This window comes from Reichenbachiella sp. MALMAid0571, assembly GCF_040151475.1.
Lineage (GTDB): Bacteria > Bacteroidota > Bacteroidia > Cytophagales > Cyclobacteriaceae > CAXBNB01.
In genome coordinates this window covers 44802-60131 of record NZ_JBDKWG010000128.1, presented here as the reverse complement: position 1 = coordinate 60131, position 15330 = coordinate 44802, and the positions used below count along the sequence as shown (strand labels likewise).

The window sequence follows — 15330 nt, the reverse complement described above, 5'->3', positions numbered from 1 at the left end:
CAGGCCTAAATCCCCTAAAGGGGACTTTTTGATCACCCCTTCAGGGGACGGGGGTAGTTTTAGGAAATCGAAAAAATCTTTTCTCATTTCGTTTAAACGTATTTTTTCAGGGTATTTAAAATTTAGTCGGACGCCACTAATATAGAATTAAAAAAAGCTATAGAAAGTCATTTAATAGAAGGCCCGAGAATGTTTGTGTCAGGCCCAATAATCTCTAACATTGGTGGACAGGTCAGTGGTCTGTCTGAAGAATACCATCATTTTGCTACAAAAGAATATAAGATCATCAATGGAGTGGAAGAGGCGATAAAAGCAGTAAGAGAAAACATCCATTATGGTGTGGATTTAATTAAGATTTGTGCTGACAATTCGCCTAACAACCTCGAGCTTTCATTCCAAGAAATGAAAACAATTGTAGATATAGCCCACAGATACAACCTTAAGGTCACTGCTCATGCCACTACAAATCAATCAGCAGAGACCGCTATTATGGCAGGTGTTGATTGTATTGAACATGGTTATGATTTATCCCTATCCACCTTGCAATTAATGCAAAGTAAGAATGTTGCACTAGTGCCAACTGACAAATCAGGCTTTCTAATAAAAAAATATTTAATGAAAATGGGGTCGGGTGGAGATTTGGACGGAAGAGTGAATAATATGCAATCCAGAGCAAAAAACAGATTAGCCTTAGCCAGAGAGGCAGGTGTCACTATATTAGTTGGATCTGACAACTATATTAACTTTGATATGCCCCAGGGAGAAGCTGCGAAGCAGGTATTGATTGCCTTGAAGGAGGAAGGAATGGATCCCCTGGATATATTGCAATCGGCCACTTTTCTTTCTGCACAATGGATGGGGATGGAGAATGAGATTGGTGTCTTCAAAGAAGGATGCTGGGCCGATATCATAGCAGTTAAAAATGATTTGCAAAACAACTTTTCGGAATCAATGAACACAGTGGTGTTTGTGATGAAGGAGGGTAGAATCTATTATAAAAATTTGTGAAATAGATTTTTTATGGACTTTAAAATCAATAAGGGTTTTGAGCTATTAAATTCCTTTCAATTAAAATTAGAAAGCACAGTCTTACAACACAGTTTATAGTGCATTTGGCGGATAGTGTTGATGTCAAGGGCAGTGCATTTAATTAACTTTGCAGCGGTGTGATAGGTTCGCACTTCGGATAGCCCAACAATACCACACACTAAACGTTACCCACAATTATGACCCGTCCAAAATACGGCTACACATCACGCAGCAAAATGTATAAAAACGATGGAATTAATCACAGGTACAGTCAAGGTTTTAAACTTTATCAAATGGAATTTGAACCTAAGTGTTTTTGACTTATCTGATAAATTTCTAAAAGAGATCAATAAAACACACCCCAATAACCTTAGTGTCTCTCTCCATTTTGACCATAAAAAAGCCGCTCAATATTTTAAGCGGCTTTCAATGGTATTTCTATTGCTTATTTAATTATGCTAATTGTGCATCAAGTTTTTGTGCCAACACATTTTTACCTACAGCACCCACTTGTTTATCCACTACTTCTCCGTTTTTGAATACTAAAAGAGTAGGGATACTTCTGATTCCAAATTTGGCAGACACTTCAGGATTGCTATCCACATCTACTTTTCCAATCACGGCTTTGCCTTCATAATCCCCTGCCAATTCTTCAACTACAGGCCCGATCATCTTACAAGGTCCACACCATTCTGCCCAAAAATCTACTAATACCGGCTGATCAGTTCCCAGAACTTCGGCGAAGTTCTCATCTGTAATTTTTATTGCTTTACTCATGTCTTTAATTTTATTGTTTTTCTATGGACGAAGAACGCAAATATAGGAGAAATTGTTCATCCTCAATTATCAATTTTTTAAATATGCCGATAAACAAAAAGCATATAGTGGAATTATGAGTCTTAAGAGCAGTTTTTAGCAATTTTTAATTGATCCTGCTTTTATTCTATTTTTTTAACAAACTCACCATTGCTGTATTCATACTCCAGTGTGACATTTCCTTCCTGATCATACCATTTGGCATTCCCATCTATTTTACCATTGGTATAGTTGCTTTCTTCCATTATTTTTCCATTGTCATAGTATTTTGAAACGAGCCCGGTCAAACTGCCATTTTGATAGGTCTTCTTTTCTACTATTTTTCCTCTTTTGTATAGCAGAGATTCTCCATCGAGTGTGTCATTGTGGTAGTACTTCTTGCTTATTATATTGCCTCTGTCGTCCATTTCGATTTCTATACCTTGCTTGAGTCCGGCTACATAAGTGGTAATGGATTTCACCACTCCATTTCCATGGTATTCTGTCCAGCTACCATTCCTTTTACCGTTCAGGTAATCACCTTCCTGATGCACATTGTTTGCTACTTTTATGGTGGCTTTTGTCACTCCCGGAGTGTCCGGATATTCCATTACTTCAGAGTTTTCCGGATAGCCTTCTACGTTTTTCGAAAGTGCGGGGGAGTTTGTATTGTTACCACCACATCCTGATATTAAAATTAGACTTGTAAATAATAATACGTACTTCATAATTTGATATGTCATTTGGTAATTCTATGAATCAAAATTAATAGAATTTGATTCAGTTTGAAAACTGATTGATTACGGATTTAGATCTTTTAAGGTATCAATGTCTGAGAGTGTTGGCAAAAGAAAACAGGTCTTCGACATCTGTTGGATTTCATGTATGGCTTCAGCGCATACTTTGGGAGTGCTGTAGGTTTTGTTGGCGAAAAGTTGGGGTGCAGGTTCACGCATTCCCAGCAAATAATAACCACCATCTTTTGCCGGACCAATCACAAAATCATACTCTTTCAATTTTTCAAATGCCTCTGCCAGTATAGGCTCATTGATTTCGAAACAATCACTGCCAATAATGCAGATGGGCTGGTTGCCATTGTCAAAACCAGCCTGAAATGCATTGGACATTTTGTCTCCCAGATCATTTCCTTCCTGAATTCTTTTTTTATAATCTCCTAATTCCCATTGGTCTCCAATATCAATTTTGGTGGAATAATACAGTACTTTTTCAACCTTCAGATCAGTAGTAATGGAATGCGTATGATCAAGTAGTTGCTTGTAAATCTCCAGAGCACGTTCATCTCCTACTTCTCTGGCAAGTCGGGTTTTTACCTTTCCTTTTTCAGGATTTTTTATGAAAATAATCAAAAGTGGCTGAGGCAAATCCATTATGTTTTTAGGTATGTGCTGTTTCTAAACTTCATGATTTCAAATATGGCCAATGGGATGACAACAAGGTACTCCAAAGCCATGATAAAAAACGGGTGTTCATATCCTCTAACAGAATATCCGATATAAGTGTAGAATATAAGCAATGACCATACAATAGGGAATTTGAATTTTGTTAATGAAGAAAAGGCCACCAGAGGAATGATGTACCAGGGGTGTACCGTTGTAGCAAGGCTTAGTTGAATCAATGAAATGACTATAAATGCTGTAGGCAGATAAGTGTTTTTTTTGAATATAAAGAAACTGTAAATCAGAATCAATACAATAGCGGACAGGCTCATCCAGGGGCCAAGTGTAGCGATGATGTCATATCCCTTGAAGTAAAAACCGATTTCTCTAAACAGGAAAAAAAGCCCGCCATTAAATTCAAATTTTCTAAAAAACAGATCCAGGCTGTCTGACATGCCGGATATAAACTTAAAGTCAAGAAATGGCAGGAACAGTAGTATTGTTACGGCTCCAATCAGAAAGTAGATTGATATGGTTTTTACCGGAGGTGATTTTTTAAACAACAGAGGTAAAAACATCAGTGGAACCAGCTTGGTAGCTATCCCAAATGCCAATGAGACAGAAGAAATAATTGTTTTTTCTTTTTGGAAAAAATAAATAAACCCAAGAATAAAAAACAGCATGATACCTTCGAAATGCAGATTCCCAGTGAGTTCAAGAATTACCAGTGGATTCAATGCATAAATCAGTGCATTGGAAGAATTGAGGTTGGTGCTTTTCAACAACTTTGAAATTAAAACCATACATCCGATTTCGAAGCTTAAAATAATTGTTCTCATTACCAGCACACTTCCTGCTATGATATTGGGAGTAAATAGAGTTGAAATCCAAAATACAAACTGACTAATAGGAGGGTAGATAGTGAAATAGGATTTGGAGTTTAGGTTTTCATAGAGTTCAGGAGATAGTGCACTGAATGCTACCTGATTTTGCATGAAAAAATCAGGTGTATGGAAGAAAGGGTTGATGCCATTGGCTATAAGCCTGCCATCCCAGATAAACCTGTAGAAATCATCGGACAGGTTGGGCAGTGACCAGAAGAGTAAGAGTCTTGAAACTACGCCTAAAACTAAAATTTCTTTAGTAGAAAATTGATTGTACTTAAGTGTGAAAAGGTAAATAGCGAAGACTAAAGTATAAAAACCACATAAGGTAATAGTATCTTCTCTCTGTAAAAAATAATGGATATAGAAGAGTCCTGTTAAGAATGGAATCAGAACAAGATAAGATCGAATCTTGTATCCGTCATGCATTACTCATTGGTTTAACAGTATGAATAAAAATACCACCAAAACCCAAAGCCAGCATGATATGGAATGCAATTAAGCCATAATCTTTCAAGATAAAACCAGCGACTACTCCGCTAATAAAATACAGGCAGAGAATCCCTTCCAGTATGGTGGGGATACTTATTTTTGGTCGATAATATTCATTGTTTTTCCATTGTTCGCCTTTTTTGAAGATGTTGAATTTGGGAGTACGAATAAAAGGCGTTTTGTATCCCAGCAACCCTTCCGAAACGGCCATGGTATTGTGCAGTGACAGCCCCATGGAGAAAGTAAGGAATACAGGAAAGCTTTTTAGAAAGTACATTCCTGATTTTTTCCCTTTGATAGCTTTGGATGAAGTCCAGTAAAACAATCCGATGGAGAAAAATCCAATAAGAAAAATACTGCCCATGTTGAACAGTATGTCCAATTCAGGATGCGATGCTTTGATGAATAGCATTGGGATACTGAGAATAGCAGCAGTAAGCAACATCAGGAAAACGGAGCTATTGAATAAATGCAACACTGCATGAATTTTGTGTGTCAACCCAATATTGGATGTCAGGACATTTCCAAGGTTTTTTCGAGCGGTTTCTGCCGCTCCCTTATTCCATCGGTATTGTTGGGATTTGATGGCCGGCATGATGACAGGTAGTTCCCCAGGAGCCACTACATCTTCCAGAAACTTAAATTTCCAGCCCTTCAGTTGTGCCCTGTAGCTCAGGTCAAGATCTTCGGTAAGTGTGTCGGCTGACCATCCTCCGGCATTTTCGATACACGATTTTCTCCATACCCCTGCTGTGCCATTGAAGTTGATAAAGCTACCAGCATGGCTTCTGCCAGTTTGTTCAATGGTAAAGTGGGCATCCAGTCCAAAAGCTTGTAATCTGGTAAGCAGTGAATAGTCTTGATTGACATGTCCCCATCTGGTTTGAACCACTCCTGTGTTGGAATCTTCAAAATAGGCCAGGGTCTTTTTTAAAAAATCCTTTTTGGGAAGAAAATCAGCATCGAATATGGCTAGAAATTCTCCTTTGGCGAGTTTCATCCCATATTTCAACGCTCCGGCTTTGAATCCTTCACGGTTTTTTCTTCTTATTTGCTTGATGTCAAAACCCTGATTGGAAAATTCTTCAACCTTTTTGGCGATAAGTTCTATGGTTTCGTCTGTAGAATCATCCAAAACATGGATTTCCATTTTATCTTTTGGATAATCCAACTCTGCGATGCTGTCAATTAGCCTTTCTACCACATATTTTTCATTGAAAATCGGTAGTTGGATAGTGACTTGAGGAAATGTTTTTAATTGTGGAACGGGAGCTGGTGATTTTTTACTTTTCCAATAGTACCAGGTCAGGTGAAGCTGACCCAGACTGAATAAGAAAATAAAAAACAAAGCACCAGCGTAGATGCAAACTACCAACCACTCCATTATAAATATTTAAATATTGTATATATAATTTTATATCCGGCTAAAATAGTGCCTTTTACCGTTCCTGATACTTTTGAAACACCAATTCTTTTGCGGTAGTTCATTGGTACTTCAGCAGTTTTCATTTTTAGTTTGGCAGCTTTCAGTTGCATTTCTACTGTCCATCCATAAGTTTTGTCTTGCATGTCCATTTTCATCAGACTTTCATATTTGACAGCCCTAAATGGCCCCAGGTCGGTAAATGACACATTGTAAAACCATCGGATCATGGTGGTCGCCAACCAATTACCAAAAATCTGTTGTGGAGTCATTGAGCCTTTTTCTTTTTGCCCAATTGCCCTGGATCCGATAACCAGATCAACGCCATTTGTCTCTATTGGTTCTATCAGTTTGGTCATTTCCTCAGGATAATCTGAATGATCTCCATCCAGAAAAATGACGATATCTGGTAAATCATTTTTTCGATTTGCAATGTATTCCATCCCTTTCAGACATGCCCTGCCATAGCCACGCTTTTCTTCTCGCAGTACTACGGCACCTTTTTGCTGAGCTATCTCACAGGTATTGTCGGTCGATCCATTGTCAACTATTATGATTTCATTTACAAGCTCTTTGGGGATTTCATCTATGACGAGCCCTACCGCATTTTGCTCGTTAAAAGCCGGAATGATTACTTTTATGTTGTGAGACATTTATGGTCGCTCGTATTGTATTTTTGAGTTGAAACTATTGGCCTGATGAACAGCTTTTGCAAAGCTAATTGAAAATGCAACCGCTATCTGACTGGTAAAAGACAATTTTTCTAAACTATTAGTTCTCCAAATTGGTTAATCTTTATGACTAAACCTTAATAAATATGAACAACAAGTCAATAATAGGTATTTTGGTAATTCTCATTGGGCTATTGTCTTGTCAGGGAATGACTCAAAATAAGAAAGTCAAATCTCCAACAAGTTATTCCCAAGAGTTTTCGGATTACTGGTTTCAGGGAAAAGCGGAGCTTTCGAGTTACGAATTGTCTCAGGCAAGGTATGGAGAAATGCGCCAAGGAGAAGCTGTCTTGATCTTTGTGACCGAAGATTTTTCCAGTGCAAAACAAGTAAAGTTGGATGATCCTTCTAAGAATAGTGGTGATGCGATAAAGGTTTTGAAAATGAATGCCACAAGGAAATTTAATACCGGAATTTATCCCTATTCTATGATGGAATCGGTATTTACTCCTTTAGACCAAAACAATTACCCCAATTCATTGAAAGTAACTATTTCGTCTCAGGAATGGTGTGGGCATACTTTTTCCCAGCTCAACCTTAAAGGAAATAAGTATCATTTTTCAGGTAAATCATATTTTGAGTCTGAGGGAGATGAAGAAATGGATGTGGAGAAAAGGTTATTGGAAAGTGAATTGTTTAACCTGATAAGGCTGACACCTGAGCTTATCCCTATCGGTGCAATTGAGATCATTCCTTCTGGTTTTTTTACCAGATTATCACACACAAAAATTGGAGTCAGGCATGCTAATTTGACAATCAAAGACAGTTCTTCCAAGTCTCGAATGCTGGAAATCAATTATTCCGATATAGAAAGGAATGTCAAAATAGAATTTGCGGTTGAATTTCCTTATGAAATACTCCGATGGGAAGAAACCTATAAAAGTGGATTTGGTGAAAATGCCAGACTAATGACTACCGTGGCAGTCAGGAAGAAGACAATTTTGTTGGATTACTGGACTAAGAATCATGAAGCTGATTCTACATATAGACACCAGATTGAGTTGGATTAACCCTAATCCTCCGGATAAGGAATAAAAAGAAACTTGGTGAACTCTGCGTCGACTACAAACAGGCAGCAAAACTCATCAGGATTTTTATAAGCCTGTTCAAAATCTGGTTGTCTGTCCTTTTCTACCAGTTCACGTTGGATAAATTCATCCAGAAACGATGCGTTGTATTGCCAGTTATTTTCCAGTTCTCCGATTTTGATCAAAGGTTGACCGATAGGAATGTCCGTTTTGCTAATAGCAAAAATCGGGAAATTGGAAAAGCCCCTTTTGATAATTTGGTAGGACGCTTCTTTTAGGTTTTCGGATACTTTCACAAAATCAGCGGTGATGGTTCCTAAATATTTTCCGCTAAGCTCTGGATCGTTGTTCATGCTTGTTCCTTTCTATTAATTATTGTCACTAACTGTTATTCTCTTATTCTTTACTTCAGCACCAACAACGCAACATTCTCCACATGATGCGTTTGTGGAAACATGTCAACGGGTTGGATTTTTTCTACTGTATATTTCGACGACATGAGATGGATGTCTCTTGCCTGAGTGGCAGGGTTACAGCTTACATACACTATTTTTTCAGGCTCTACTTTCATCAATAAATCCACTACGTTTTCATGCATCCCTGCTCTTGGCGGATCTGTAATCACTACATCGGGTTTTCCGTGTTTTTCTATAAAAGCTTCATTCAGCAAGTCTTTCATGTCACCTGCAAAGAAGTCTGTGTTGGAAATGTTGTTGAAGCTGGAGTTTTCCTTGGCATCTTCTATGGCTTCTGGCACATATTCTAGCCCAATTATTTTCCCCACTTTCGAGGCGCAAAAATTGGCTATGGTTCCCGTTCCCGTATAGAGGTCATACACCAATTCATCACCTTTAAAGTCTGCAAAATCCGCCACTACCTGATACAGGTTGTGGGCTTGTGCAGAATTGGTTTGATAAAATGACTTGGGATCAATTTTGAATTTTATCCCATTCATTTCTTCAATGATATGGTCTTTGCCGCCAAATGTGATTACCTCCAGGTCATTGAATGTATCGTTTCCCTTATTGTTGATTACATAAAGGAGAGAGGTGATTTCGGGGATTGTTGCTCGTACATGCGAAAGCAGGTTTTTAATAACTTCTACATCATTTTGAGCAAATTGAACCAATACCATTATTTCACCGAAATCTGTAATCCGGATCATCAAAGTCCGTAGCAGTCCGGTTTGTTTGCGAATATCAAAAAAGCTTATACCATTCTCCAATGCATATTTTCTTATTACATTTTTGATTTTATTGGTAGGCTCCTCCATTAAATGGCATTGCTCAATATCTACTATTTTGTCAAATAGTCTGGGGATATGGAAGCCAAGTGCATTGCGCTCCAATGGTTCCTCTGACTGAATTTCCTCTTTTTTCAACCATCTTTTGTTAGAAAAAGTAAATTCCAGCTTGTTGCGATATTTTTTTGTTTTTTCTGATCTCAGTATCGGGTAGGTTTTCCCAATCTCTACTTTTCCTATCCTTTGCAAATTGTCCACCACTTGCTGGTGTTTGTACTCCAACTGCGCTTCATAATCAAGGTGCTGCCATTTGCATCCACCACATACACCGAAATGCTCACAGAAGGGCTCGACTCTTTTGTCGGAATAGGTATGGTAGAGGATAGGGTATCCTTCCATAAAGGACTTTTTTTTTCTAGTGACTCTAATATCAACTACATCTCCCGGTACAGCTTCTTTTACGAAAACTACCTGCTCCCCAGTCCGTGCGATGCTTTTTCCTTCAGCCGCTACACTTTCTATTTTCAGGTTGTACAGTGTTATGTCTTTATTCCTTCTTCCCATTGTGCCGCAAAACTACAAGGAATCTCTGACTGATGGACAGGCTGGCTTGAGATAATTACACAAAAACTTACGTTTACCCACAGCAAGTATAACATTTGAAATGATTACCAAATTAGAAGTTATTTATGGAATGAGAACGAATATGAAAGATGTAGGTCAACCGATTAATTGATAAAATCTCCCCTTATGGTTGTCGGCAGGATGTCTTCTTGCTATTGAAATTCTATCCAAATTCATTTTATTACTTAAATTCGAGAATATATGTTTTTGGTTTTGCATAGTGATAAATTCTATTGTAGAAAGACTCATCAGTTTTGTTGAAAAAAAGAATAACTTGGTTGAAATAAGTGATATTCAAACATGCCTTCTTTAGGGTATATGACATAGCAGATGTTCTTTATTGATAAAAAAACAAACGCCACACTACCAGCTAAATGAAGAAAATTTTACCCATCATTTTATTGTTCATAATGCTTTCATACAATTTGAAGGCATTCCACATAGTGGGTGGCGAGATAGAATTGGTGCATGTGAATGGGTTTACTTACAACCTGAACCTGATACAGTATTTTGATGCTGCACAGGCAGACAATCCGGCTCCTGATCAATCGGTTACGGTTTATATTTATGAAAATGGTACCAATGCCAAAGTAGATGAATACCTATTGCCACTGCAATACACACAGTCGGTTCCATATACTACGCCTGATTGCGCTATAGGCCAGTTGCAAACGCTTCGACCCTATTACTCCAGGCAGGTGACTCTTGATCCTGATAAGTATTCGAACCCTGCGGGCTACTATGTGGTATGGGAGCGATGTTGCAGAAATGCTTCGGTGGTCAACCTCAATAATGCTACCGGGACAAGTGTAGGAATGACTTATGTGCTGGAGTTTCCAGCCATCATGAAAAATGGAGAACCGTTTGTAAACTCTACTCCGCAGTTGTTTCCTCCATTGAGTGATTATGCCTGTATCAACCAATTATACTACACCAGTTTTGCCGGGATAGATGTGGATGGCGATTCTCTTGTCTATTCTTTGACAACTCCATTAAACAGTTCTTCCAGCGATCCTGTACCTATTCCAAAAGCTAAACCCCATTTTCCAGTGGTTTTTGCCAATGGGTTTGATCAGCAAAACATGGTGCCGGGCGACCCATCTCTTCAAATTAGTAATAAAGGCTTCCTGACAGTGGAGCCGGAGTTTACCGGATTGTTTGTGTTTTCAGTTTTAGTGGAAGAATACCGGGATGATATCAAAATAGGCCAGGTTACACGTGATTTTCAGATGTTGGTGATCGATGGTTGTGATCCTCCTGTACCACCGGATGCTCAGGTGAGGTTGCCGGGTGAGGACGAATTTTACAATGAGGTTGATACCATTAGGTTTACAGTGGCTGATGAAAAGTGTTTCGAATTTCTTGTTACAGATGATGTAGGTGATTTGGTTACATTCAGGGCAGAGGGAGTAAATTTTGAGCAAAAGGTAGAAGATATTTTTGAATTCAATCAAGATTTTATAAATAGCAATAGGGATACTTTGCGTGTAGAAGTGTGTATTCCTGATTGCCCCTATGTAAGGGACGAGCCTTTTATTATTGATCTGCTTGCGGCTGATAATGCTTGCCCTTTGCCTCAGATAGACACTGTCCGATTGACGATTTTTGTAGAGCCACCACCAAACGATGCTCCACAATTTCAAACGACTACAAAGACCAGAACCATTTCTATTCCTGAAGGACAGGTTTATTCTGAGAAATTTATAGGTAGAGATGGGGATGGAGATTTTCTCGTCACCACAATCGAGCCGATCGGTTTTGAATTAGACGATTATGGCATGTCATTAAACCTGACCAAAAATTTGGCAGGTGAAAATGAAGTGGAGTTCAATTGGGATGCTAAATGTCTGACTTATGATTTTAATCAGAAATCTAATTTTGAATTGTCGCTTATATTGGAAGACCTGGATGTCTGTAGCCAGCCTGTAGCAGACACTATTTTATTTGACCTGACAGTTGATCTGCCTCCCAATAGTGACCCTGTAATTACTACCGGGCTTGGAGATAGTCCTGCTTTTTCCCGAATAGATACAAAACTGGAATTCAATGTCAATGTAAAAGATGCTGACAATGACATTATTAATTTAAAGGCTTTTGCACCTGATTTCAATATGCAGGAATTGGGATTGGTATTTGACGATGTTTCAGGAGTTGGAGAGATCAATAGCTTGTTTTCCTGGCAGTTGGATTGTGAAGTGTTGGATATAGACCAATCTAAAACTTATAACATTTATTTTGTTGCTGAAGATGAGGATGATTGTAAATTTTCGAATAGTGACACCTTAAAAGTTGTTGTTAATGTGATAGTCCCCTACAATAACAAACCCGAATTTGATTTATACCCTGATTATGAACTGACCGTAAATGAACCGTTTTCATTGGATATAACGGCTAGTGATAGTGACAATGATTTTATAAGTGTGGATTTGCTGGAAGGAGTAGCTGTACCGCCTTCTCCAAGTTTTAGTTTTGGAAGGGTTTCGGGGGAAGGACAGGTGACTTCTACGTTGGAGTGGACTCCTGAATGCTCTTTGTTGGATGACGACTTTGCTCCAAAAAAGTATAATGTCTTTTTTCTGGTTTGGGATGGAAGATGTCCGGTTCAAAAATACGATACCATGTCTATCATCTTTGAAATAAAGGAATTGGAAGTGGATTATGATACTTTTTTACCAGCCAATGCCTTTACCCCCAATGGCGATGCTCTCAACAATACTTTCAAGTTGACTGATTTGCCTATTCCTGAGCAGAATCTGCCTCCTGACAATTGCGAAGACCAGTTTATGTCTATTGTAATAGTGGATAGAAAAGGGAAAACGGTTTTTGAATCGGATGACAGGAATTTCGAATGGACAGGAAACGGAATGCCCGCATCTACTTACTATTACAGCATTCGCTATTTACACACTGACTTTCGTGGTACAATTTCTATTTTGTATTGATATCTTAGGTTAAAAACCCATTCCAAATTTGATGCCACTGGCGTAGTGTTCTCCTCTCAAATAGGCCATGTAATAGTCTATTCTGAAGATTTTAAAAATGTGTTCCAGCCCGAATCCATATTCTATATAGCTTTTGGATGTTTCCGTAAACAGGTAGTTTACAGAGCCTGTGGCTTGCACTTTCGTTTTTCTAAGCAATGGAAATTTGTTGATCAGAAATCCATTAAAATGATGCGAATATTGAGCAGTCAACCAATTTTTGGTAGTACTAAAGTAGTAGTAGTCCAATAATTGGAAATTATTAGCTTTGAACTGAGCCAATACCGTACGGCTACCAATAAAGTGTGTATAATCAATGAATGTAAGTTTATTATCATTCAGAAAGGTTCCTGTAGCCAGGGAGTAGTTTCCAGAACCCATTAGTTTGTAATCTATATTGTCCCTGACATCAAAACTGATTCTGTCAAAATCCACATCTGAACCCAGAGCAGGGAGTCCTTTGGAATAACTGATTCGAAACCTGGGGTATTTCGTGCCCATTACGATTTTCTGGTCTGGTCTTGAAATGTATTTTTGTTTTATTCTTAATGTTACATGAGCATCCACTCTTAGCGCATTGTTTGATCCAAATGACGTGTTGGTTAATTCAGCATTTACAGGCTTGTTGGAAGTGAATACTCTTTCATCTTGTTTCAAAATAGAGTAATCCGTAGTGTTTGACAGCTCTTGCCTGTTGGCATATTCGATGTTAGAGGTCAAAAGAACTCCATTGGTGAGCTCTGTTTGATGAGCCATGCGAAAAAAGTTTTTTTCATAGAGCTTCATGTAGTTTCTTCTGTTGAAGAGAGTTTCCAGGGAGTTGATCAATGAAGAAATAGGCTGGTATTCGTTGTATTGATAGACAAAGCTTCCAAACTGAACGAGTGCTCTGGAGAAATTTTCAGAGTTGTAATAGAGCCTGCCAAAAAGCTGTCCGTAAGGTTTTTTGCTCGAAAATCCATACCTCAACTCAGGCACTACCTGATATTTTAAATTCCCATTTTCTGACTTGTTATAGGTTGACTTCAGGAATACTACAGCACCTTCTACTGTATTGAATTGCAGGTTTTCTATGATAGGTTCAAAACGAAAGTATTTTTCCTGAAACGATTTTTGATACACATACCCACTGTAGATGATGTTGGCAGGATTAATTTTATTGACTACCTTATCAATCGAGTCTTTATATGGTTTTGAATTAAAGATTACTTCCAGGCTATCTTTGGTTTTATAGTCTTCTATTTCGATTTTGGTCAGAGGAATAGGACGTACTTTTTCCCAATAGGAACTGTCTTTTTTATTGGAATTTTCTTTTACTACCAGTATTTCATTGTTGAAGTATTTCTTAGGAAATAATTTTTGAATGATCTGATGGGTTGTATCTCCGGTTTCGAGTTTGGTTTGAATGCTGTCCAAAAGAGTCTCATTAGGCTGTATTTCATAATCGGAATGAATGCCGATAAAATCTCCTTTGCCCTTGAAACCAAAAATATCGACGGTGAATGTGAATTTTTGTGAAATCATCATCCAAAAATCTCCATAAATGGGAGCGTGAACCTGACGAATGTTGAGGTTGTCAATAAACTCCAGCTGATGGTCTTTGGTGAGCGTTAGGTTCACACTATGAATCTTCCACGAATCTTCTATGATATAAATATATCCCGAGAATACAGGGTCGTTGTTTCGACGCGGGATGACTTTTATTTTATTAATGATTAGTTCATTTTCCTGTATAACGCCTTCCAGTTTGTATTCATAAAAGAGCATGGCATTGTTCGCAATGGGAGATACATATCCACGCTCGCTAAGCCCCTCTGCTTTGAGCAGATTGTCATAGAATGAGAATAGCATTTGTGAGCCCTGATTGTAGCTGAATGAATTGTTGTTTCCGCTCACTTTAGACGAAATCATCACCTCCTTTATATTGTCCGGTTGCTCAAAACTCAGTTCTGAAATAGATTCTGACAGATATACAATCCCCGTATCAAGGGGTATGGCAAAACCAAATATTTTATCAGGTTTCTCATCGATGGTTTGAAGCCCTTTTATATAGACCTGACACTTATAAGCCTGAATTTGTTCTTTGTGGTATTTTCTTTTTTTGATGGCTTCTCTGACCACACGGTAAGCCGGATCTTCATCTGTAGCACTCACCACCACTTCGTTCAGTTGTAATGCCTCACTTTCGAGCATTACGTTCAGTATGAAGGGAGAGTCGCTTAGCTGCACACTTTTTATTTCTTTTTTGTAACCCACATATTGAAATATCAACTGATATTTTCCAGCAGGCAGGTCGATAGAATAATAGCCGTCTGCATTTGATGTTGTACCCTTCGTAGTATTTTGAATATATAGCGTGGTAAAGGGTAGAGGTTCGCCTTTTTCATCAGTAACTCTACCGGAAATAGTATGTGCTACCAAATCAACAGAGAGTAATAATAGTACACTACAAAGAGCTGTTTTCACAAACCTGATTTTTATCAAAATGAAATTTTTATTCAAAAATACCTGGTGCAATACTACTAAATATTGAGGGCATATAAGTAAAATGGGTTGGTCAAAATGGTAACTGCTAAGGTTATGAAAACTCCTATATGGTATGATAAAATTGCACATCATACAGGCTTAATATTTTATACTTTTATCTTTGGTGAAATTTTACATGGAATCCCTGCCTGACGGACAGGCTGGCATGAGATAATT

The 15330-nt window shown here is 38.2% G+C and carries 13 protein-coding genes; 4 read left to right on the top strand and 9 right to left on the bottom strand.

What is annotated here, in order from left to right:
- The first annotated feature begins 141 nt into the window (after positions 1 to 141).
- Both AAOP42_RS11430 and AAOP42_RS11425 read left to right on the top strand, forming a co-directional pair.
- Entirely contained in the window at positions 142 to 1008 is an 867-nt protein-coding gene (locus AAOP42_RS11430) for an amidohydrolase family protein (RefSeq protein WP_349528646.1), read from the top strand.
- 270 nt (positions 1009 to 1278) lie between these two features.
- The gene (locus tag AAOP42_RS11425; RefSeq protein ID WP_349528645.1) at positions 1279 to 1482 is read left to right on the top strand and encodes a hypothetical protein; all 204 of its coding nucleotides are present in this window, start codon (positions 1279 to 1281) and stop codon (positions 1480 to 1482) included.
- Here AAOP42_RS11425 and trxA read toward each other — a convergent pair whose 3' ends face one another.
- From trxA to AAOP42_RS11395, 6 genes are all read right to left on the bottom strand, one after another.
- Complete coding sequence (trxA, locus tag AAOP42_RS11420; protein ID WP_349528644.1) at positions 1483 to 1806, bottom strand: thioredoxin; 324 nt, start codon at positions 1804 to 1806, stop codon at positions 1483 to 1485. It lies immediately after the preceding gene.
- 161 nt (positions 1807 to 1967) lie between these two features.
- Positions 1968 to 2552: a toxin-antitoxin system YwqK family antitoxin gene (locus AAOP42_RS11415; protein WP_349528643.1), complete on the bottom strand. Its 585-nt coding sequence runs from the start codon at positions 2550 to 2552 to the stop codon at positions 1968 to 1970.
- Between the two features lie 72 nt (positions 2553 to 2624).
- Positions 2625 to 3212 carry a TIGR04282 family arsenosugar biosynthesis glycosyltransferase gene (locus AAOP42_RS11410; RefSeq protein WP_349528642.1) on the bottom strand — a complete coding sequence of 196 codons (588 nt, stop codon included), beginning with the start codon at positions 3210 to 3212 and terminating at the stop codon, positions 2625 to 2627.
- A complete protein-coding gene (locus AAOP42_RS11405) occupies positions 3212 to 4534 on the bottom strand; it encodes an MptA/MptB family glycosyltransferase (protein ID WP_349528641.1) in 1323 nt (440 codons plus the stop codon). Before AAOP42_RS11405 ends, AAOP42_RS11410 begins: the two co-directional genes overlap by 1 nt.
- Positions 4527 to 5981: a cellulose synthase family protein gene (locus tag AAOP42_RS11400; protein WP_349528640.1), complete on the bottom strand. Its 1455-nt coding sequence runs from the start codon at positions 5979 to 5981 to the stop codon at positions 4527 to 4529. Before AAOP42_RS11400 ends, AAOP42_RS11405 begins: the two co-directional genes overlap by 8 nt.
- Positions 5981 to 6673 (bottom strand): glycosyltransferase family 2 protein, encoded by a 693-nt coding sequence (locus tag AAOP42_RS11395; RefSeq protein WP_349528639.1) that lies wholly within the window; start codon positions 6671 to 6673, stop codon positions 5981 to 5983. Before AAOP42_RS11395 ends, AAOP42_RS11400 begins: the two co-directional genes overlap by 1 nt.
- A 164-nt stretch (positions 6674 to 6837) precedes the next feature.
- Here AAOP42_RS11395 and AAOP42_RS11390 point away from each other — a divergent pair, with 164 nt between their 5' ends.
- Complete coding sequence (locus AAOP42_RS11390) at positions 6838 to 7761, top strand: hypothetical protein (RefSeq protein WP_349528638.1); 924 nt, start codon at positions 6838 to 6840, stop codon at positions 7759 to 7761.
- A 2-nt stretch (positions 7762 to 7763) separates the two neighbouring features.
- On the opposite strand, the gene AAOP42_RS11385 is transcribed toward AAOP42_RS11390, so the two are convergent.
- Both AAOP42_RS11385 and rlmD read right to left on the bottom strand, forming a co-directional pair.
- Positions 7764 to 8132, bottom strand: a complete 369-nt coding sequence (locus AAOP42_RS11385; protein WP_349528637.1) for a hypothetical protein — start codon at positions 8130 to 8132, stop codon at positions 7764 to 7766.
- A 50-nt stretch (positions 8133 to 8182) separates the two neighbouring features.
- Positions 8183 to 9586 carry a 23S rRNA (uracil(1939)-C(5))-methyltransferase RlmD gene (gene rlmD, locus AAOP42_RS11380; protein WP_349528636.1) on the bottom strand — a complete coding sequence of 468 codons (1404 nt, stop codon included), beginning with the start codon at positions 9584 to 9586 and terminating at the stop codon, positions 8183 to 8185.
- A gap of 434 nt (positions 9587 to 10020) precedes the next feature.
- Between rlmD and AAOP42_RS11375 the strand changes: the two genes are divergently transcribed.
- On the top strand, positions 10021 to 12588 hold the full coding sequence (locus AAOP42_RS11375) for a T9SS type B sorting domain-containing protein (protein WP_349528635.1): 2568 nt from the start codon (positions 10021 to 10023) through the stop codon (positions 12586 to 12588).
- A gap of 9 nt (positions 12589 to 12597) precedes the next feature.
- On the opposite strand, the gene AAOP42_RS11370 is transcribed toward AAOP42_RS11375, so the two are convergent.
- Positions 12598 to 15093 (bottom strand): DUF5686 and carboxypeptidase regulatory-like domain-containing protein, encoded by a 2496-nt coding sequence (locus tag AAOP42_RS11370; RefSeq protein WP_349528634.1) that lies wholly within the window; start codon positions 15091 to 15093, stop codon positions 12598 to 12600.
- Between the last annotated feature and the right edge of the window lie 237 nt (positions 15094 to 15330).